Source organism: Acinetobacter tianfuensis (assembly GCF_003611465.1).
GTDB classification, from domain to species: Bacteria; Pseudomonadota; Gammaproteobacteria; order Pseudomonadales; family Moraxellaceae; genus Acinetobacter; species Acinetobacter tianfuensis.
The window spans coordinates 24,604-44,679 of the sequence record NZ_RAXV01000023.1; the positions used below are offsets into that span (position 1 = coordinate 24,604).

A 20,076-nucleotide genomic window follows, 5' to 3' on the forward strand; every position below is an offset into this window, starting at 1 on the left:
ACACATACTAAGTATCAGATGTGGTGTACGGTTAGGTTAATTAAACCAACTCAATAATCGTTGCGATGCCCATGCCGCCGCCTACACACAAGGTCGCTAAACCGCGCTTTTTACCTTGGCGTTCTAGTTCATCCATCAGTGTGCCTAAAATCATGGCGCCTGTTGCACCCAGCGGATGTCCTAATGCAATTGCGCCGCCATTCACATTGACTTTGGCAGGGTCAACGTTGAGTTCGGTAATAAAACGCATCACAACGGCTGCAAAAGCTTCGTTCACTTCAAACAGGTCAATGTCATCAATGCTTAAGCCAGCTTTGGCTAAGGCTTTACGTGCAGCAGGGGCAGGGCCAGTCAACATGATGGTTGGGTCTGCTCCGACAAGGGCAGTGGCAAGCACTTTAGCGCGCGGTTTTAGGCCTTGTTCTTGTACTGCTTTTTCAGAAGCCAGCAGTACCACCGCAGCGCCATCGACAATCCCTGATGAGTTGCCTGCATGGTGTACATGATTCACTGCGCCGACTTCTGGATATTTTTGCAATGCAATCGCATCAAAGCCCATTTGTCCCATCATGGCAAAACTAGGATTGAGTTTGCTTAAGCCTTCTGCTGTGGTGGTTGGTTTAATAAATTCATCTTTGGCTAAAACTGTCACGCCTGCTTTGTCTTTGACTGCTACGACGGATTTGTCGAAATAGCCATTAGCTTGCGCTGCTGCGGCTTTTTGTTGAGAGTTAGCAGCAAAGGCATCAACATCTGCTCGGCTATAACCATCAATGGTGGCAATTAAATCGGCTCCGATGCCTTGCGGAATAAAGTCACAGGCCATATTGGTTTCAGGGTCGAGCGCCCAAGGACCGCCGTCACTGCCCATTGGCACACGAGACATTGACTCTACACCGCCTGCAACGACGAGGTCTTCCCAGCCAGAACGCACTTTTTGCGCTGCCATATTCACAGCTTCTAGGCCTGATGCACAAAAACGGTTGATCTGAACGCCTGCTACATCATTGTCCCAACCAGCCGCAATAGCTGCGGTTTTGGCAATGTCCGAACCTTGGTCACCAATTGGGGTTACACAGCCTAGTACGATGTCATCGACTGCAGCGGTGTCAAACTGATGGCGGCTTTGCAGTTCATTCAATAAGCCAGTCAGCAGGCTGATGGGTTTAACGGCATGCAGTGAACCGTCTTTTTTACCTTTTCCGCGCGGCGTGCGAATGGCATCAATGATGTAAGCCTCGCTCATAATTCTGTCCCTATTAGATGTTTAAATTTTTTATTGGTTTTTTTGAGTGTACGGATTAATTAAGCCAGCGCAATGATGAGAACGGGCGAGTCGTTTGATATTTTTGGTCAACGCTTGAAACTAAATAAAGTAAAAATCATCATCCATATTTAAATAACTGGTAGGCTAATAATTAGTCGAAATTTTGTAAGTTAAAAATGAAGATCTACTCATGCATAAAAATGTGAAACGAGTGTTAAAAGGTCTGGCTTGGCTTGTACTAGCAGGCTGCTTAGGTTTTGTATGCATGATCGGTTTTTATATTTATATGATTTATGGCATTCATCCCTCAGATGAAGGGTCAGGCGGTTTGGCTTGTGAGTATGATCGGGACTTTCAAGTGACCAAAGCAGAAATGTATCGGATACAGGATGGAAAGCGCGTGATCACTTCAGTCGATCCAATACTTTGCGAAAAAAGCCGAGCGGATTTTCCCGAATAAAAAACCTGACCGGAGTCAGGTTTTTTATGTTCTATCTTTTGATTGTGAAATTAGTGATAGCCATGCAGCTGACGGTATAAGCCCGGCGTTACACCTGTCCATTTCTTGAATGCGCGGTGGAAGGTGCTGGTTTCACTAAAACCCACTTGCTGCGCCACATCTTCTAAAGTTAAAGATGGGTTGAGCAGCAGGTGAATGGCAGCATCGCGGCGCAAAGCATCTTTCACGCCTTGATAGCTTTTACCTTCGGCTGCTAAACGGCGGCGTAGGGTTTGCGGTGAAAGATACAGCATAGAAGCGACATCATTCAGAGTCGGCATTTCTTCACCAATTTGACTCTTCAGCACTTCACGGATGCGCGAAGTTAAAGAGTTGGTGTTTTTAAATTTCACCAGCAGCTGCGCAGGCGCGGCTTTCAGGAACTCTTCTAAAGATTCTTCATTTTGACGGATTGGAAGATCTAAATAATCCGCCGCAAAAGTAATTTCTGTACGCGGTGAGTCAAACTGCATCACAGGCGCGAAGAACAGCGCGTCATATTCATCTGCATGATCTGGACGCGCATAGCCGAAATGTACACGTTCTAGCGGCAGGCGGCGTTCAATCAGCCACGATGCCAAGCCATGCCAAATCATCAGCATGCTTTCTGTAATGAAATGATCTGGGTCCATTGATTGCGGAATCAGCGGCACTAAGCGCGCTTCATGTTTGTCACGCTCCAAAGTCACCGACCATTCATCGCCAAATAATTTGTAAAATTGTGAAGACAGCTCAAGCGCATCACCTAGCGTTTTAGCATGAATAATCAGCTGGCACATGATGGCGAAAGTACCTAAACGGCGCGGCTGAATATCAAAGCCGACATGCTCATCTTGGGTTACCATCCACAGCATTTTAATAAAGCGGGTGTACTGTTCTGGTGAAATACGCGCTTTAGGCTGACGGAGCAACTCGGCTTCAATCCCGACATGAGACAATAAAGTTTCCACATCCATGCCAAGGCGTTTTACACCCGACAAGGCTGCATTCACGAAATGGATACTGATCGTATCGCGGCTCATACTGATTCCTTCGGACTCTTTAATGTTCACTACCGTTTGACCTAACTGACATTCAAAAAAAGTATTATGGCAATTTACAACAGCTGAATTGCCATTTTTACATGGTAAATTGCCGAAACTATCAAGGTAAATGGCTGAACATGACATTGTGTTCATTCATTTATATTTCTAATATGCATAAAAAATCAACATAATTAGAGTAAAAACTCCAATGCATGCACCCTTAAAAGACTTGAAAGTCCTCGATTTTTCTACACTTCTGCCTGGGCCGTTTGCAACATTATACTTGGCGGACTTAGGTGCAGATGTTGTGCATATTGAATCACCGGCACGTCCGGACCTTGTGCGCCTCATGCCGCCGTATGCCAATGGCCAAGCGGTTTCACACAGTTATTTAAACAGAAATAAGCAATCGATTGCACTGGATTTGAAAGACCCAGCCAGTATTGCGCTGCTGCATTCGCAAATCCAGCAGTATGACATTGTGGTGGAGCAGTTTAGGCCGGGAGTCATGAAGCGCTTAGGTTTGGATTATGAAACTCTGTCGGAGATTCATCCCAAACTGATTTATTGTTCCATTACAGGCTATGGTCAAACAGGAAGTGCGAAAAATAAGGCTGGCCATGACATTAATTATTTAGCATTGTCTGGTATTGCTGGCCACTCTGGCCGAGCGATGGGCGGGCCGCCGCCTTTAGGCATACAAATTGCGGATGTTGCAGGCGGTTCCATGCATGCCGTGATTGGCATTTTAACTGCGGTTATTGAGCGCAGCAGCAGCGGTGTTGGGCAGCATATTGATATTTCTATGACCGATTGTGCTGTTAGCTTAAATAATATGGCAGCAGCAGCCTGTTTGGCTGCGGATGAAAATCCTCAGCCAGAGCAAAGCTACCTCAATGGCGCCACTTTTTATGACTATTATGAAACAAAAGATGGCCGCTATTTTTCAGTTGGCAGCCTAGAGCCTCAATTTATGCTGGGTTTAGCTCAGGCTTTAGATTTATCCCTTTTACAGCAAAAAGGCGCTTCACTGGATACAGCTGACCGGCAGCAGGTTAAACACGCGCTGCAGGAAAAGTTTTTAACAGCAAATTTTGACGAATGGGTGCGTCACTTTGAATCATTGGATGTTTGTGCAGAACCTGTGCTGAGCTTAAAGGAAGCGCTGCATTCAGATTTGGCAAAACAGCGCGGCTGGGTTGTTTCCGTTCCATTGCATGAGCAGTCTGAGGCAACTGAGCAGCAGCTGGCATGTCCTATTAAGTTTTCACGTTCCAAAGCGCAATATAAATATATAGGCAAGGGGCTGGGGGCAGATCAATTTTAGGGGCAGTGCAAATCTATATTTTTAAGAAGTCAGGCTGAGGTGGTAAAGCAACCGCAGTGCTGGCTTCTTTATTTGCTTTGTAAGCAAACTAAAAATGCTTGGCCTAAGCTTATGAAAAAAAATGCTAAATAATGAATAAAATAATCAATATTAATAAAAATAGAATGAAAAGAGCGCAAAGGCCTTATATCAGTGAAATCTAAGGATGCTTATCAAAAAAACCGCTATAAAATATGTAAAAAACGCATTTTCTTGATAGATCAAATCTCGTTATGCTGTGCGCCGTTATAATAGAAATTACTAGCTGTACGCCATGTATTTATATACTGATTTTGACCAGCAACTGGTTAATGAACGTGTTGCACAGTTCCGCGATCAAACGGAACGTTATTTAGCGGGTAAATTAACCGAAGACGAATATCGTCCGCTTCGCCTCCAAAATGGTTTATACGTTCAGCGCTATGCGCCGATGCTCCGTATTGCTGTGCCTTATGGTCTAATGAATTCTAAGCAGCTGCGTAAAATTGCAGACTTGGCGAAGGATTATGACCGCGGCTATGCGCATGTATCTACACGTCAAAACATTCAGTTTAACTGGCCAGCTTTAGAAAATGTGCCTGATATGCTGCAAGAGCTGGCATCCGTTCAAATGCATGCCATTCAAACTTCAGGCAACTGTATCCGTAACACGACAACTGACCAGTATGCTGGCGTTGTTGCAGGTGAAGTTGAAGACCCGCGCCCAACGTGTGAGCTGATCCGCCAGTGGTCGACATTTCACCCTGAATTTGCTTTCTTGCCGCGTAAGTTCAAAATTGCCGTATCTGCTTTGGATGAAGTGGACCGCGCTGCAACTGCATTTCACGACATCGGTGTTTACATCGTGCGCAACGAAGCAGGCGAGATGGGCTACAAAATTAAAGTGGGCGGCGGTTTGGGCCGTACACCAATTATCGGCAGCTTTATTCGCGACTTTTTGCCGCGTGAAGATTTAATCGCTTATTTAGAAGCGGTACTTCGTGTTTATAACTTGCACGGCCGCCGTGACAACAAATATAAAGCGCGTATTAAGATTTTAGTGAAGGCATTAACGCCGGCAGTATTTGCAGAGAAGGTGGAAGCTGAATTTGCGCATACTGTTAAAACTTTAAAAATTGATGCTGATACTTTGGCGAAAATGGATGAAAACTTTACGCCGTTTGCATACCAAGACTATGCAGATGAAGATTTTTCTGCCCAGTTCGCTGCTGAACCGAAGTTTAAACAGTGGTTCAACATCAATACCAATGCGCATAAAGTGAAAGGTTACCGTATCGTCACGATTTCACTGAAACGTGCGGGTGTTGCGCCGGGTGATATGACTGTGGAAGAAATGCGTTTAATCGCAGACCTTGCAGATAAATATACCTTCGGTGAGCTGCGCACGACGCATGAACAAAATATTTCATTGGTTGATGTACCGCAAAAAGACTTATTTGAGCTGTGGACGATTCTTGAAAAGAACAATCTGGCACGTGCTCACATTGGTTTTATTACAGACATCATCTGCTGTCCGGGCGGTGACTTCTGTTCATTGGCAAATGCGAAATCGATTCCAATTTCTGAAGCGATTTCACGCCGTTTTGATGATCTCGACACGATTTACAACTTAGGTAAATTGGATCTGAACATTTCTGGCTGTATGAATGCGTGCGGTCACCACCACGTGGGCAACATCGGTATTTTAGGCGTAGATAAAAAAGGCGCTGAATTTTACCAAATCACGCTTGGCGGCAATGCTGACCATGATGCGTCTATTGGCGACATCTTAGGGCCATCATTTGCAGCAGACGTTGTACCAGATGTAGTAGAAGAAATTCTAAATACTTATCTTGATCTTCGTGCAGAAGGTGAAGAGTTTATCGAAACTTACCGCCGTGTCGGCATTCAGCCATTTAAGGAGCGCGCATATGCTTAATACAGCACTACAAGTCCTCTCTAAAGACGGCTCGATTGCAGACAATACCTACCAGCTGATTGGTGAAGATGGTGTGCTGCCGCAAGGTGATGTGGTTCTGACGGTTGAACAGCTAGACCAGATTGCCAATGTTTCAGGTAAAAAAGCGCTTTACATTACAGTAGATGCGTCTCCTGAAACCAATGCGTTCCCGCTGGATCAATTGGATGCAATCTTTATTGAGTTTGCTGGTTTTAATGATGGCCGCGGCTATTCATTTGCAGCGCTGCTGCGCCGTCAAGGTTACCAAGGTGAACTTCGCGCAACAGGCGATGTATTTAAAGATGTTCTGAACTACATGAAACGTTCAGGCTTTGATACATTTGCGGTGAAAGAAGGGAAAGATATTGCTGAAGCTGCTGCTGGCTTAAGTGACTTTACTCATCCTTACCAAGCTTCGGCTGCGGTTGAAAAAGCAAGTTATCAAACAGGCGCTTAACTGCCTTGAATTGAAATAAAAAATCCTCCTTCGCGGAGGGTTTTTTATGCTGTAAAAAAAGATAGAAAGTGATGTTTTTTAATGCTTAAAGCGCATTGTTTTAGTGCATTGTTGTGTAGTATAAGTTGGCCTGAGTCAAAGACTTTGGCTTTTTTTGTTTTTCAGAACATTTAAAAAATAGAGCGGCCATTCAATTTAAAAAATTGTGTTTTCTGCTCTTTTAAGACTTTCATTGATTAAGTGATATTGTGTTTATGCAAAATTCTATCCGTATTGGTATTGCAGGTTACGGCAATCTAGGCCGTGGTGTAGAAACTGCGGTTCAAAAAAATCCAGATTTACAATTGGTCGGTATTTTTAGCCGCCGTGAACCTGCATCAGTCACTCCATGTTTTGCGCAAACGCAAGTGTATGCTATGGATGCATTGAGCGATTTCCAAGACAAAATAGATGTCTTGATTCTATGCGGCGGTTCGAAAGATGATTTACCGCAGCAAGGCCCGATTCTAGCAGGCCAATTCAATACCGTAGATAGTTTTGATACACATGCCCGTATTCCTGAATATTATGCTGCTGTCGATGCGCCTGCGCTTGCCAATAAAAAAACGGCGATGATTTCGATTGGCTGGGACCCAGGCATGTTCTCTATCAACCGTTTATTTGGTGAAGCTTTATTGCCGGATGGTGAAACCTATACTTTTTGGGGTAAAGGTTTAAGCCAAGGGCATTCAGATGCCATTCGCCGTGTAGATGGCGTAAAAGCTGGTGTGCAATATACGATTCCATCGACAACTGCGATTGAGCAGGTACGCAGCGGTTCACGCCCTGTATTGAGCACTAAAGATAAACATAACCGCGACTGTTATGTGGTTTTAGAAGCAGGAGCAGATGCCAAAGCTGTAGAGCAGGCAATTGTGACGATGCCTGATTATTTTGCTGACTATAATACGACGGTAAACTTTATTGATGAAGAAACGCTGAAAAAAGATCATCAAAAAATGCCGCATGGCGGTTTTGTTATTCGCAGCGGCAATACAAGCGATGAACAAAATCAAGTGCTTGAGTTTTCGCTAAAGCTGGACAGCAATCCAGAGTTTACGGCCAGTGTATTGGTGGCATATGCGCGCGCATGTTACCGCATGAACCAAATGCAGCAATATGGTGCAAAAACAGCATTGGATGTTGCGCCTGCATTGCTTTCAATCAAATCGCCAGAGCAGCTGCGTAAAGAGCTGCTTTAAGCAGGATTGAGCAGATGAAAAAAGGCGAATGTTATATTCGCCTTTTTTTTGGTGACGAATTGATAAAAATATTTGTTTGATGTCGTTATTTATTATGACTCGGGCTAAAATCCGCTTAAAAATTTATCAATGAATATGAACATGTCTTTTTTATTGGAAAAAATGAATCCAGGGGTAATTTGGTTATTGATTGCCATAGGGACAGATGTGCTGTCTACATTTTATTCGGCAAAAGCGAATGGTTTAGTCAATAAGCTGGATCAAGGCATTGCTTTAGTTTTATACATAATTTCCTTTGCTTGTGCAGCTTACGCTTTAAAATTTATGCAGGCGGGAATTTTATATGTGCTGTGGTCTGGCATTGGCGTGATTGCAACGGCGCTGCTTGCGAAAACATTTTTGGGGCAAAATATTGATTTGGCTGGCTGGATCGGTATTGCATTTATTACTTTAGGATTAACCATTATTGCCCAATTTTCCAATATTGATGTTTAGTCCGTATGCTGTTTTGGCTCAGCTGCACCTAGCAGGCGCTGATTGTTCTATTTCAGCAATGCTGTATTGATCGAATGCATCTCGCCGAGAGGGATGAAGCTTTGCATAATAAAAGCCTTCATCAGCATAGGCAGAGATCATGCAGTTTCAGTACGGGCAAAGACCCAGCGGCGACTTACCTTTATTAAAACAATGGAATGCGGAACTCCCGCATACTGCACCCATGCCTGTACTGTTTTTAGGGCATGGTTCTCCCATGAATGCAATTCAGGAAAATGAATTTACCCGTGAATGGAGTAAGATTGGCGCTAATTTAGAAACACCGCCTGCGGCGGTTTTATGTATTTCTGCACATTGGCTGACTCAAGGCGGTACAGCCGTCACGGCAATGCAGATGCCCAAAACAATTCATGATTTTGGCGGTTTTCCGCAAGCATTGTTTGATATGCGGTATCCAGCCGCGGGCAATCATGCTCTTGTGGATGCGGCGGTTGATGCAATTCAGAGTATTGATGTTCATCATGATCATGACTGGGGTCTAGATCATGGGACGTGGGCGGTGCTTTGCCATGTTTTTCCAAATGCCAATATTCCTGTGGTGCAGCTGAGTATTGACTACAGCCAGCCGGCACAATACCACTATGAGCTGGCTAAACAGCTGAGTTCTTTACGCCGTAAAGGTGTGCTTATTGTTGCCAGCGGCAATCTGGTACATAACTTAGGCCATATTGCTTTTGATAAAATGAATGACAATTATGGCTTTGATTGGGCTTTAGAAGCAGACCGTACAATGCAGCAGTTCTTGCTTAATCATCAGCACCAGTCGCTTCTTGACTGGGATAAGCAGGGTGCTGCTTTTAAATTGGCGATCCCGACACCAGATCATTATTATCCAATGATTTATGCGCTGGCGCTTCAGGAAGAAAAAGATGAACTGAGTATATTCAATGCAAAAGCCGTTGGAGGTTCGCTGACAATGACTTCATTCAGGCTGGATCAAAGCTGAATAAACAAGGTAAAGGCCGCGTGAAGCGGCCTTTTTACTCGTCTAAGACACATGATTTTTCAGCTGGCAGTTAATCATCCACTGTATACCGAATTGATCGGTGAAAGCGCCGTATAAAGCTCCCCAAAATGTTTCCTCCAGAGGCATTTCAACCGCGCCATTTTGTGAGAGGGCATCAAATAGACGGTGTGCTTCATCTTGTTCATGAGCATCCAGATTAATTGAAATATAGTGATTGGTGCCTTGAGTGAAAGGGATATTGCGCTGTGCGCAAAATTGCTCGTTGATATCTGAAGCCATTAAAACAGTATGTGCATTGATTGGCAGTGAAATATGCAGGATGGCATTCTTTTCAGCGTCAGAAAGGCTGGCGGAGTTTTCGTTAGGCAAATCGCCATAGCGCGAAAGCATGGCAAACTCTCCGCCAAAGATAGCGCGGTAAAACTCAAATGCGGATTCTGCTGTGCCGTTAAAGTTGAGATAGTGATTGAGCTGCATGGGCTTACCTAATTTTTGTCGTTATGGTGTTTTAAGCTTAAGCTGCATTTCTGAATTTAAAATGATCAGATTGCTCATTATTGTAAATGTACATTTGAAATGAGTGAATTTTTCGATCATAAAAAATCCCCAGCTATAGGGGATTTTTTAACGACTTATCTTTGCGGGAGCGGGTTAGGATGAGGGTTATCCCTCTCTCTAGCTCTCTCCCTAAGGGAGGGATAATTTATAGTAACTCAATCGCCACAGCTGTCGCTTCACCGCCGCCGATACACAGCGCAGCAATACCGCGTTTGCCGCCAGTACGTTTAAGCGCGTGGATCAGCGTCAAAATAATGCGTGAACCTGTAGAACCCACCGGATGACCCAATGCGCATGCGCCGCCATTGATATTGACTTTTTCTGCATCCAGCTTGAATTCATCCATAGGGCACATGGTTACCATAGCGAACGCTTCGTTGATTTCCCACAGGTCAACCTCCTGCACATTCCAGCCTGTTGCATTCAGTACTTTCTGAATTGCGCCGACAGGTGCAATGGTAAATTCAGACGGGTGCTGTGAATTTGAAGCATAAGCCACAATTTTAGCTAAAGGGTTTAAGCCCTTCGCTGCAGCTTGCTCAGCTGATGTTAAAACCAGTGCAGATGCGCCGTCTGAGATTGAGCTGGCATTGGCCGCTGTAATTGTGCCGTCTTTAGCAAAAGCAGGGCGAAGGCTTGGGATTTTTTCAATATTGGCATTAAACGGCTGTTCATCTTTATCAACAACGACATCGCCTTTGCGTGTAGAAACCGTGACAGGCACGATTTCATCGGCAAAATAGCCTTCAGTAATGGCTGTTTGCGCGCGTTTTAAAGATCGGATTGCAAAATTATCCATTTGCTCGCGTGTATAGCCTTTCGTATTTGCCATATCTTGCGCAAAAGAACCCATTAGGCGGCCTGTTTCAGCATCTTCAAGACCATCCAGGAACATATGGTCTTTTACATCGCCATGGCCCATACGGTAGCCAGCACGCGCTTTAGTCAATACATAAGGCGCATTGCTCATTGATTCCATTCCGCCAGCTACGACAATATGTGCAGAACCTGCTTTAATCATATCTGCCGCCTGCATGACAGCTTTCATGCCTGAACCGCATAATTTGTTAATGGTGACTGCGCCTGTTGAATCTGGTAAGCCTGCCTGGCGCATTGCTTGACGGGCAGGGCCTTGTTTTAAGCCTGCAGGCAATACGCAGCCCATAATGACTTCTTCAACATCGGCAGCATTCAAGCCTGCGCGGGCAATGGCTTCTTTAATTGATGCTGCGCCGAGTTCAGGTGCAGTTAATGCAGAAAGGCTGCCTTGAAAACCGCCCATTGCAGTGCGGGCACCATTGACAATTACGATGTCAGTCATTGTTATATCTCCAAATTCCATGTTTATGAATTATTCAAATCCACAGCAGTATATAAAAAAAAGTATATGAATAAAGCATATTCTGCTGGCAGGCTGTAGACGCATGAGTTCTAGCATTGGGTCAAACTCTCTACACGGATATGTCCCATTTTGCTCATAATAATTTTTTTGTGCTGCAGGCTGCTTAAGGAACATTGATAAAAAGTGCCATTCGAGCCTATAGGCAGGCCAGATGAAGCTTGAAAATTAAGACTGGGAGAGCGGAGTGCGCCCTGCCAGTCCAAAGTGCTGTATTGAAGCGCTAACTTTTCGGTATGCAGGATAGTTTCGTTTGTATCGAGCTGACGGTTTTTGTTTTGATCGCTAAAGATAAGAAATCCGGATGACCATTTGGCAGGCTGGCATGCAGTAAAGTTTGCACTAGAGCAAATGACGATATTGGTATGTTGGGCAGCAGCCCAATTTTTTGCTTGACGGCTGAGCGCGGTGATTTTTGTTGTTGTGTTGTTTATTTCTTGAGTTGCCATCATGCTGCGGTAGGCTGGCAGCGCAAAGCAGGAAATAATCGCAATCAGCGCAGTAACGATAATTAGCTCCAGTAAAGTGAAGCCATTTTTTATTATAAAAAACATTGGATTAAACCTGTTTTATGGTGTTTTTTTTATCAAATTATGTTATTAATAAGGCGTTTTTTTAATATGTAATAAATTGAGCTTAATTTTTTTTTACTTAAGTTTTAATAAAGCTGTTAAAATATTAGCAAGCGAAAAATAAGTGATTCATGCGAATAAATTGAGTAAAAATTTACCGAATTACAACGGAAATTGTAAGTAATTTTGTCAATAATTTACTTGATTAAAGATATCAAGCACTTGGAAAAACAATAAAGTGTTTGTATGATTTGGCGTGAATAGCTTAAAAATCAAACTGGGGTATTAGAAAGCCTATCTCAGGATGCCGGATTTTTAGGCTTGAACAACAATTTTTATCTCTGGAGGATAAATCCATGAAAATGAGTCGTATTGCATTAGCAATGCTGGTAGCTGCTCCTTTAGCTGCTGCAAACGCAGGCGTAACTGTTACTCCATTAATGCTTGGTTACACATTCCAAGGCACTCAGCACAACAATGGTAAAGACCATTTAACTCCTGGTCCTGAACTTCAAGACGATTTGTTCGTTGGTGCAGCGCTTGGTGTTGAATTGACTCCATGGTTAGGCTTTGAAGCTGAATATAACCAAGTTAAGGGTGATATTGATGGCTTAGCTGCGGGTGCAGAATACAAGCAAACTCAAATCAACGGTAACTTCTATGCTACTTCTGATTTGATCACTAAAAACTATGATAGCAAAATCAAGCCATATGTATTGCTAGGTGCTGGTCACTATAAATATACAGGTTCAGGTGATGTTAATCTTAATGGTTGGAAAGACGAAGGTACTTTGGGTAATGCTGGTTTAGGTGCTTTCTGGCGCTTAAACGATGCTTTATCTCTACGTACTGAAGCTCGTGCTACTTACAACATCGATGAAGATTTCTGGAACTACACAGCTTTGGCTGGCCTTAACGTAGTTCTTGGCGGTCACTTGAAGCCAGCTGCTCCTGTAGTTGAAGTTGCTCCTGTAGCTCCTGTAGCTCCTGTAGCTCCTGTAGCTCCAGCTCCACAAGAGTTGACTGAAGACCTTAACATGGAACTTCGTGTGTTCTTTGATACAAACAAATCAAACATCAAAGACCAATACAAGCCAGAAATTGCTAAAGTTGCTGAGAAACTAGCTGAATATCCAAACGCTACTGCTCGCATCGAAGGTCACACAGACAACACTGGTCCACGTGCGTTGAACGAACGTTTATCTCTAGCTCGTGCTAACTCTGTTAAGTCTGCACTTGTAAGCGAATACAACGTAGATGCAGCTCGTTTGTCTACTCAAGGTTTCGCTTGGGATCAACCGATTGCTGACAACAACACTAAAGAAGGCCGTGCTATGAACCGTCGCGTATTCGCTACGATTTCTGGCAGCCGTACAGTTGTCGCTCAATAAGATTCAGTAATTCGTTATTGAATTGATTTGAAAAAAAGCAGCCGAAAGGCTGCTTTTTTTATTGCCTTAGATTTTTGTTAGAATCAATTGCAATGAATTGTGTAATGCACTGACTGAGTAAATGTATGGCCTTAAATATTCCAGAAGCTTTATTGAAACTAAAATCCAATAGCGGGGTCTATGCGGTGTGGATGGTCATGCAGCATTATGGCATTCAGGCGGATATCTCACGTTTAGCTGAGCTGTGCGGTTATGACGGAGAGGGTGCTTATACTGTGGGTTTAGCGCTTGCACTGCAAAAGTTAGGCTGTAAAACAGCATTTCATACTGATCCAGATCCCGACTGCCAGCCGCAAGAAGTTGAATATTATGCAGAAGCAAAGCAGCTGCAAATACCTATACAGTCGGCATTAACTTATGAGCAGATTAAACTGAAATTAGAACAGGGCTATTTTATCATTGTGTATTACGATACACCTGAGGGGGAAGGCCATCACTCGCTGGTATATTCTATCAACAGCCAAGAAATTTGTTTTTTTGATAATTTTACAACCTTATCTGCACGTACTTTTGAGAAGCGCCGCAGAGCAGAGGGAATATGCCGTCAGGCAATTGTTATTGATGGTTCAAAATTAGCAGATATTCGCTTCAGCTGATTGAGGCTTAGATATATTGCAGTGATAAAAAAAAGCAGCTTTGCAGCTGCTTTTTCAATTTTTAGCCTTGGTTTTGATCAGTTTTAATCGGGGATACATCCATTTCTTGATAAGAAACCAGCTTCGCTTTATGTTTCCATTTATAACCTAGCCAAATTGCTAAGAATAAGAAAATACCAATATAAGTTGATAATACAGACAGCCATTCTCCATCCAGCATTGCTTGGTAGTTCTGGCCTAAGACAACAATTGAACAAAGAATGAAGGCAAACCATGGCGCGAATGGAAAAAATTTAGCGCGGTATGCAAGATTTTCCAGTTTATGACCTTGAATAATATAGCCTTTACGGAAACGGTAATGCGAAACAGCAATACCCAGCCAAACAATAAAACCGCACATCCCTGACATGTTCAGCAGCCAATTGAAGACTTGCTCTTCGCCAATGAACGTGGTTAAAAAACATATTGCGGCAATTGCAGTTGTTGCATACAGCGCATTCATTGGAACGCCGCGCGAGTCAAGTTTACCAAATACTTTTGGTGCACTTCCTTTACGCGCCATATCAAACAGCATGCGTGTAGATGAATACATGCCTGAGTTACCGGCAGATAAAATTGCAGTTAAAATCACGGCATTCATTACAGATGCGGCGAAAGCAAAACCTGCTTTTTCATACAGCAGTGTAAATGGTGACAGTGCAATATTTTCAGAAGCAGCGGCTTGTAATAAACGCGGGTCGTCATAGGCAATGAGTGTGCCGATAATGAAAATACACACGATATAGAACAGCAGAATACGCCAGAAAATTTGTTTAATGGCGATAGGAATGGTTTTTTCAGGATCTTTTGATTCACCGGCAGCCACCCCCACCATTTCTGTGCCTTGGAAGGAGAAACCGGCAATCATTGCAACACCGATCAGCGCTGCAAAGCCGCCAACAAATGGCGCTTCGCCTTTGCTCCAGTTTGCAAATGTTTCAACACCAGGGGTCAGCATGATTTTACCAATCATGAAAATACCGATGATAATAAATGCAATAATGGCAACAACTTTCACCAGTGAGAAGAAGAACTCACTTTCACCAAAACCTTTTACTGTTAAGGCGTTAATGCCGAATACGACGGCAAGGAAGATGGCGCTCCAATAGAAGCCGGGAATATCTGGGAACCAGAACTTCATAATGAACTGTACCGCGACGAGCTCAAAAGCAACGGTAATGGCCCAGTTGTACCAGTAGTTCCAGCCTAGTGCAAAGCCAAAGCCTTTTTCGACATATTTTGTGCCGTAGGTAAAGAAAGCGCCAGAGGTTGGATTGTGCGTTGCAAGTTCACCTAAACTGGTCATGAGAAAGTAGATCATCACACCAATCAGAGCATAGGCCAGCAGCGCGCCGCCTGGTCCTGCATTTGCAATGGTTGCGCCAGATGCTAAAAATAAACCTGTACCGATAGAGCCGCCGATTGCAATCATGTTGAGATGGCGAGCACCCAGCTTACGCTGCAATTCTGCGGGTTGTTGTGTTTCGCTCATCATTATTCCTTCAGATTTTTTTGAGTGCTGGCGAAGAGCACTTTAAAGCCTTGTTGATCTGTCTTGATTGTGCAGTTCTTATAGCTTTGCTCAATTAAAGTCGGATAATTGAGGAAGCGGTTTGCGACAATCCACAGTTCTCCGCCAGACTTAAGATGTCTGCGCGAGGTTTTACACAAATTTTCACTCGCATTGTAGTCTGTTTGAATCCCTTGGTGAAAGGGCGGGTTGCTGACAATGGCGTGTAAAAACAGCGGCGCATCTTCAATGCCAGTAACAGCTTTGATTTCAAGCTGTTCAGGTGTAAGGGAATTTTCTTCAAAAGTTAATTGGGTAGATGCTAATGCAAATGCATCAACATCCATCGCAAAAATGCGGTTTTTAGGATTTAGCTTAGCTAAATAGGCGCTAATCACACCTGCACCGCAGCCAAAGTCAGCAATTTTGCCAGAGGTCACTTGTGATAAATAAGGTAAAAAGACTGCTGTGCCGACGTCTAAACGGTTCTGGCTAAATACGCCAGGCAGTGCGCAAATGTTTAAATCGCCATTTGGTGTTGCAACGGTATAGCGCTGTACCCAGTCTTTAAGCGGTTTTGCGGTAACCGTATTTTCCAGCACCATCTGCCAAAATTGGCAGTGGCGGGCGCTGTCTAATTTCAGGGTTTTGCCGAAAGGCAGCATCTGTTTTGCTGCGCGTTCTACACCGCCTTTTTTCTCACCCACCAAAAAGATTGATGCGTCTTTATTTAAGCGGCTAGCCAGGTTGTGCAAAAGGTAATTCAGCAGTTCTTTGGCTTTTGGGACAAAAATAATGGCCTGATCAAACTCGCCAGCAGGCAAATCAATACCAAAATGGACATCTGCCTGACGGGCTTGAAAATATTGGAAGTCATTAAAATTCCAAGTCCAAATGCTGGCATTGACGTTTGACGGCAAGTTGTTGAGTAAATCATCTGTTGGCGCATTGACCAGCAGCACACGGCCATTCAGCAGCTCTTCCTGACGAATAACAACTTCACTTTGAGGAACCATATATCTCTCCAGAACAAAAACACCGCCGAGGCATTCACCCAGACGGCGCTTAAGGGAATTGAAAATTATTTCTTCGTTTCAGGAAGCACAATATTCAAAATAAGGGCAGCAATACCGCCAGTCGCAACGCCAGAACTGAAAATATTGCGGAACAATTCGGGTAAATGCTCAAGAATCTGCGGAACTTGGGCAACACCTAAACCTAGCGCTAATGAAATGGCAATAATCAGTAATGCGCGTCGGTCAAGATGTACACCAGACAGAATGTTGATGCCGGAAGCGGCAACAGCGCCAAACATCACCATTACAGCGCCGCCAAGTACGGCTTGCGGTACAGCTTGGATGACACCGGCAACAGCAGGAAGCAGGCCTAAAATGACAAGAAGCGCTGCAATCCAAATACCCACATAACGGCTGGCAACGCCAGTCAGCTGAATCACACCGTTATTTTGTGCAAATACAGAACTTGGGAAGGTGTTAAAAATACCTGCGAGGAATGAGTTTGCGCCATTAACCAGCACACCGCCTTTAATGCGTTTCATCCACTCTGGGCCATCAACTGCTTGGTTCGACAGTTTAGAAGTTGCGGTGACATCACCAATCGCTTCTAAAGATGTCACCAAATAAATAAACGCCATTGGAATGAATAAACTCCAAGAGAAGTCTAGTCCGAAGTGCATTGGTGTTGGAATTTGAACCAGCGGAGCATCTTTTAAGCCGTCAAAGTTTAAATGCCCCATGAAGCCCGCAAGGATATAACCGGCAACTAATGCAATAAGAATGGCTGAGCTTTTTACCCATGTAATGCGTACACGGTTGAGTAAGATGATGAGGGCTAAGACTGTGCATGACATAATCAGGTTGTCTGCATTGGCAAAGGTTTTATCGCCCATTGCTTGATAACCGCCGCCCATGCTGATTAAGCCTTCTTTAATCAGGGTTAAGCCAATCAATAACACCACAATCCCTGTCACTAGCGGTGTGATCAGTTTTTTTACCCATGGCAGAATTTGAGAAACACCCATTTCAATAAATGAACCGGCAATCACCACACCAAAAATAGAGGCCATCACGGCTTCCACTGGTGTGCCTGCGGCAACCATGGCAGAACCAATACCGATGATTGGGCCAATAAAGTTAAAACTGGTGCCTTGAACAATCAGCAGGCCGGCGCCAAAGGGCCCAACTTTTTTACACTGCAGAAATGTTGCTATGCCTGAAATGACCAATGACATCGAAAGAATCATATTGGTATCTTCTTTCGAAACACCTAAAGCCAAGCAAATCAGCAGGCCTGGCGTCACAATCGGGACAATAATGGCCAATAAATGCTGGAAAGCTGCTAAAAAAGCGATAAACGGTTTTGGGCGGTCATTTAGGCCGTAGACCAGATCAAGTTGATTTTTGGGGTCGGGAGATTGATTTAAATCAGACATAAAGAACAGCAAATTAAGGCTAGATGGCGCTATTCTAATCTGTTTACATGCCTTTACAAAAGTAAAAGGGGCTGGGCAGCGAAAAAAAATGATATTGTCAATAAACTGTCACTATAAAAACTTAAGATTTTTCTGTATAATTTGCCCTCAAACTTTAGGCGTATCGAATTTTACATGTCAGATATTAAAACACTCCGTAACATTGCCATCATTGCGCACGTCGATCATGGTAAAACGACTCTAGTCGACAAACTTTTACAACAATCAGGTGCTTTGGGTGAACGCGCGGGTGAGATCGAGCGTGTTATGGATTCAGGCGCTATTGAAAGCGAACGCGGTATTACCATTCTTGCAAAAAACACTGCAATCAAATGGTTAGACAAGCGTACTGATACAGAATACCGCATCAACATCGTGGACACCCCAGGACACGCCGACTTTGGCGGTGAAGTGGAACGTGTAATGTCGATGGTTGACTGCGTACTTCTTCTTGTCGATTCTCAAGAAGGCCCAATGCCGCAAACTCGTTTCGTAACGCAAAAAGCGTTCGCACGCGGTTTGAAGCCAATCGTGATCATCAACAAAGTTGATAAGCCAAACGCGCGTCCTGACTGGGTAATTGACCAAGTATTCGATTTGTTCGACAACCTTGGCGGTACTGACGAACAGTTAGACTTCCCAGTGGTTTATGCTTCAGGCCTTCGCGGTGTTGCTGGTCCTTCTCCTGAAGAACTTGCTGAAGACATGACTCCATTGTTCCAAACAATCGTAGACATCGTTGAGCCGCCGGCAGTTGATGTTGACGGCCCATTCCAAATGCAAGTGTCTTCACTTGACTATAACAGCTTCGTAGGTGTTATCGGTGTTGGCCGTATTCAGCGCGGTTCAGTGAAATTAAACACACCTGTAACTGTGATCGACAAAGACGGTAAAACACGTAATGGCCGTATCTTAAAAATCATGGGTTACCACGGTTTAGAGCGTATTGACGTTGAGTCAGCTTCTGCGGGTGATATCGTTTGTGTAACAGGTATGGAAGAACTTCATATCTCTGACACAATCTGTGATCCGAAAAATGTTGAAGCTTTACCGCCGCTTTCTGTAGATGAACCTACAGTTTCTATGACATTCCAAGTAAACAACTCACCGTTTGCTGGTAAAGAAGGTAAATTCGTCACTTCACGTAACATCCGTGAACGTCTTGACCGTGAATTGATTCACAACGTCGCTTTACGTGTTGAAGATACTGACAGTCCTGACCGTTTCAAAGTGTCTGGCCGCGGTGAACTTCACCTTTCAGTTTTAATTGAAAACATGCGCCGTGAAGGCTTCGAAATGGGTGTATCTCGTCCGCAAGTAATCTTGAAAGAGATTGACGGCGAAATGCAAGAACCATACGAAAACGTAACTTTTGACGTTGAAGATCAGCACCAAGGTGCTGTAATGGAACAAATGGGTAACCGTAAGGGCGAAATGACCAATATGGAAGTTGACGGCAAAGGCCGTATCCGTATTGAAGCAACTGTTCCTTCACGCGGCTTAATTGGTTTCCGTTCTGAATTCATGACCATGACTTCTGGTACTGGTATCATGACTTCAAGCTTCTCGCACTACGGTTCAATGAAGCAAGGTCAAGTTGCAAAACGTCAAAACGGTGTGCTGATTTCTATGGTTCAAGGTACTTGCCTTGGCTATGCACTATTCAGCTTGCAAGACCGCGGCCGTCTATTCGCTAAACCTCAGTTAGAAGTTTACGAAGGCATGATCGTAGGTATTAACTCACGTTCTGACGACATGGTGGTTAACCCAACTAAAGCGAAACAGTTAACTAACGTACGTGCTTCTGGTACTGACGATGCGTTGACACTTGTTCCTGCAATTGAATACACGCTTGAACAAGCGCTAGAATTCATTGAAGATGATGAATTAGTTGAAGTAACACCTAAGTCAATCCGTATCCGTAAGCGCTGGTTGACTGAAAACGAACGTAAGCGTAACAAATAAGTCATGCTTATCTTCGGATAATAAAAACCGCTGATTTCGATCAGCGGTTTTTTTTATGTCAGATGAATTGCTTTAATTTTGGCTTAAAGCTGAATTAAAATAGAAAATGCCCTAGATCAGCAGCCATAACAGCATGCATTTGCAATAGATTTGTGTGAATTTTTATATTGGGCATTTAG

Annotated in this window: 18 protein-coding genes; 10 read left to right on the forward strand and 8 right to left on the reverse strand. The window is 43.8% G+C overall.

The genetic code is table 11. The annotated features are described in order from the left end of the window. Positions 1-40: 40 nt before the first annotated feature. A complete protein-coding gene (locus D7V32_RS10945) occupies positions 41-1,246 on the reverse strand; it encodes an acetyl-CoA C-acetyltransferase (protein ID WP_120402913.1) in 1,206 nt (401 codons plus the stop codon). Positions 1,247-1,469: 223 nt separating this feature from the next. Between D7V32_RS10945 and D7V32_RS10950 the strand changes: the two genes are divergently transcribed. Further along, positions 1,470-1,727, forward strand: coding sequence for a hypothetical protein (locus tag D7V32_RS10950; protein WP_228200209.1), 258 nt, complete (start codon positions 1,470-1,472; stop codon positions 1,725-1,727). Positions 1,728-1,777: 50 nt separating this feature from the next. Here the strand turns inward: D7V32_RS10950 and D7V32_RS10955 are convergent, their stop codons facing one another. Further along, positions 1,778-2,788, reverse strand: a complete 1,011-nt coding sequence (locus D7V32_RS10955) for an AraC family transcriptional regulator (RefSeq protein WP_120402945.1) — start codon at positions 2,786-2,788, stop codon at positions 1,778-1,780. 211 nt (positions 2,789-2,999) lie between these two features. Between D7V32_RS10955 and D7V32_RS10960 the strand changes: the two genes are divergently transcribed. The 6 genes from D7V32_RS10960 (at position 3,000) to ygiD (ending at position 9,295) form a co-directional block, all read left to right on the forward strand. Further along, positions 3,000-4,118 carry a CaiB/BaiF CoA transferase family protein gene (locus tag D7V32_RS10960; protein WP_120402915.1) on the forward strand — a complete coding sequence of 373 codons (1,119 nt, stop codon included), beginning with the start codon at positions 3,000-3,002 and terminating at the stop codon, positions 4,116-4,118. A 313-nt stretch (positions 4,119-4,431) separates the two neighbouring features. Continuing rightward, positions 4,432-6,075: a nitrite/sulfite reductase gene (locus D7V32_RS10965; protein ID WP_120402916.1), complete on the forward strand. Its 1,644-nt coding sequence runs from the start codon at positions 4,432-4,434 to the stop codon at positions 6,073-6,075. Next, positions 6,068-6,553 (forward strand): DUF934 domain-containing protein, encoded by a 486-nt coding sequence (locus D7V32_RS10970; RefSeq protein WP_120402917.1) that lies wholly within the window; start codon positions 6,068-6,070, stop codon positions 6,551-6,553. The genes D7V32_RS10965 and D7V32_RS10970 overlap by 8 nt, the downstream gene beginning before the upstream one ends. A 254-nt stretch (positions 6,554-6,807) precedes the next feature. Continuing rightward, positions 6,808-7,794: a diaminopimelate dehydrogenase gene (locus D7V32_RS10975; protein ID WP_120402918.1), complete on the forward strand. Its 987-nt coding sequence runs from the start codon at positions 6,808-6,810 to the stop codon at positions 7,792-7,794. A gap of 141 nt (positions 7,795-7,935) precedes the next feature. Further along, a complete protein-coding gene (locus D7V32_RS10980; protein WP_120402919.1) occupies positions 7,936-8,289 on the forward strand; it encodes a DMT family transporter in 354 nt (117 codons plus the stop codon). Positions 8,290-8,428: 139 nt separating this feature from the next. Beyond that, positions 8,429-9,295 carry a 4,5-DOPA-extradiol-dioxygenase gene (ygiD, locus tag D7V32_RS10985; protein WP_120402920.1) on the forward strand — a complete coding sequence of 289 codons (867 nt, stop codon included), beginning with the start codon at positions 8,429-8,431 and terminating at the stop codon, positions 9,293-9,295. 42 nt (positions 9,296-9,337) lie between these two features. Here the strand turns inward: ygiD and D7V32_RS10990 are convergent, their stop codons facing one another. From D7V32_RS10990 to D7V32_RS11000, 3 genes are all read right to left on the reverse strand, one after another. Next, positions 9,338-9,793 carry a VOC family protein gene (locus D7V32_RS10990; RefSeq protein WP_120402921.1) on the reverse strand — a complete coding sequence of 152 codons (456 nt, stop codon included), beginning with the start codon at positions 9,791-9,793 and terminating at the stop codon, positions 9,338-9,340. 226 nt (positions 9,794-10,019) lie between these two features. Then, positions 10,020-11,195, reverse strand: coding sequence for a thiolase family protein (locus D7V32_RS10995; protein WP_120402922.1), 1,176 nt, complete (start codon positions 11,193-11,195; stop codon positions 10,020-10,022). A gap of 110 nt (positions 11,196-11,305) precedes the next feature. Continuing rightward, positions 11,306-11,827, reverse strand: a complete 522-nt coding sequence (locus tag D7V32_RS11000) for a GspH/FimT family pseudopilin (RefSeq protein ID WP_120402923.1) — start codon at positions 11,825-11,827, stop codon at positions 11,306-11,308. A 374-nt stretch (positions 11,828-12,201) separates the two neighbouring features. Between D7V32_RS11000 and omp38 the strand changes: the two genes are divergently transcribed. Together omp38 and D7V32_RS11010 are read left to right on the forward strand one after the other, a co-directional pair. Then, positions 12,202-13,236, forward strand: coding sequence for an outer membrane protein Omp38 (gene omp38, locus D7V32_RS11005; protein WP_120402924.1), 1,035 nt, complete (start codon positions 12,202-12,204; stop codon positions 13,234-13,236). A gap of 125 nt (positions 13,237-13,361) precedes the next feature. After that, positions 13,362-13,892, forward strand: coding sequence for a cysteine peptidase family C39 domain-containing protein (locus D7V32_RS11010; protein WP_120402925.1), 531 nt, complete (start codon positions 13,362-13,364; stop codon positions 13,890-13,892). 61 nt (positions 13,893-13,953) lie between these two features. Here the strand turns inward: D7V32_RS11010 and D7V32_RS11015 are convergent, their stop codons facing one another. From D7V32_RS11015 to D7V32_RS11025, 3 genes are all read right to left on the reverse strand, one after another. Continuing rightward, positions 13,954-15,423, reverse strand: coding sequence for an amino acid permease (locus D7V32_RS11015; protein ID WP_120402926.1), 1,470 nt, complete (start codon positions 15,421-15,423; stop codon positions 13,954-13,956). Between the two features lie 2 nt (positions 15,424-15,425). Further along, positions 15,426-16,457 (reverse strand): methyltransferase, encoded by a 1,032-nt coding sequence (locus D7V32_RS11020; RefSeq protein ID WP_120402927.1) that lies wholly within the window; start codon positions 16,455-16,457, stop codon positions 15,426-15,428. 65 nt (positions 16,458-16,522) lie between these two features. Continuing rightward, complete coding sequence (locus D7V32_RS11025; protein WP_120402928.1) at positions 16,523-17,893, reverse strand: uracil-xanthine permease family protein; 1,371 nt, start codon at positions 17,891-17,893, stop codon at positions 16,523-16,525. Between the two features lie 174 nt (positions 17,894-18,067). Between D7V32_RS11025 and typA the strand changes: the two genes are divergently transcribed. Then, a complete protein-coding gene (gene typA, locus D7V32_RS11030; RefSeq protein WP_120402929.1) occupies positions 18,068-19,897 on the forward strand; it encodes a translational GTPase TypA in 1,830 nt (609 codons plus the stop codon). Positions 19,898-20,076 lie beyond the last annotated feature (179 nt).

Bases quoted from the DNA above. Each gene is read 5' to 3' on its own strand.
- ygiD (WP_120402920.1), top strand. From the start codon at position 8,429: ATGCAGTTTCAGTACGGGCAAAGACCCAGCGGCGACTTACCTTTATTA.
- D7V32_RS10945 (WP_120402913.1), bottom strand. From the start codon at position 1,246: ATGAGCGAGGCTTACATCATTGATGCCATTCGCACGCCGCGCGGAAAA.
- D7V32_RS10960 (WP_120402915.1), top strand. From the start codon at position 3,000: ATGCATGCACCCTTAAAAGACTTGAAAGTCCTCGATTTTTCTACACTT.
- D7V32_RS10970 (WP_120402917.1), top strand. From the start codon at position 6,068: ATGCTTAATACAGCACTACAAGTCCTCTCTAAAGACGGCTCGATTGCA.
- D7V32_RS10995 (WP_120402922.1), bottom strand. From the start codon at position 11,195: ATGACTGACATCGTAATTGTCAATGGTGCCCGCACTGCAATGGGCGGT.
- D7V32_RS11000 (WP_120402923.1), bottom strand. From the start codon at position 11,827: ATGTTTTTTATAATAAAAAATGGCTTCACTTTACTGGAGCTAATTATC.
- D7V32_RS10955 (WP_120402945.1), bottom strand. From the start codon at position 2,788: ATGAGCCGCGATACGATCAGTATCCATTTCGTGAATGCAGCCTTGTCG.
- D7V32_RS10975 (WP_120402918.1), top strand. From the start codon at position 6,808: ATGCAAAATTCTATCCGTATTGGTATTGCAGGTTACGGCAATCTAGGC.
- D7V32_RS10990 (WP_120402921.1), bottom strand. From the start codon at position 9,793: ATGCAGCTCAATCACTATCTCAACTTTAACGGCACAGCAGAATCCGCA.
- omp38 (WP_120402924.1), top strand. From the start codon at position 12,202: ATGAAAATGAGTCGTATTGCATTAGCAATGCTGGTAGCTGCTCCTTTA.
- D7V32_RS11015 (WP_120402926.1), bottom strand. From the start codon at position 15,423: ATGAGCGAAACACAACAACCCGCAGAATTGCAGCGTAAGCTGGGTGCT.
- D7V32_RS10965 (WP_120402916.1), top strand. From the start codon at position 4,432: ATGTATTTATATACTGATTTTGACCAGCAACTGGTTAATGAACGTGTT.
- D7V32_RS11010 (WP_120402925.1), top strand. From the start codon at position 13,362: ATGGCCTTAAATATTCCAGAAGCTTTATTGAAACTAAAATCCAATAGC.
- D7V32_RS11025 (WP_120402928.1), bottom strand. From the start codon at position 17,893: ATGTCTGATTTAAATCAATCTCCCGACCCCAAAAATCAACTTGATCTG.
- D7V32_RS10980 (WP_120402919.1), top strand. From the start codon at position 7,936: ATGTCTTTTTTATTGGAAAAAATGAATCCAGGGGTAATTTGGTTATTG.
- D7V32_RS11020 (WP_120402927.1), bottom strand. From the start codon at position 16,457: ATGGTTCCTCAAAGTGAAGTTGTTATTCGTCAGGAAGAGCTGCTGAAT.
- typA (WP_120402929.1), top strand. From the start codon at position 18,068: ATGTCAGATATTAAAACACTCCGTAACATTGCCATCATTGCGCACGTC.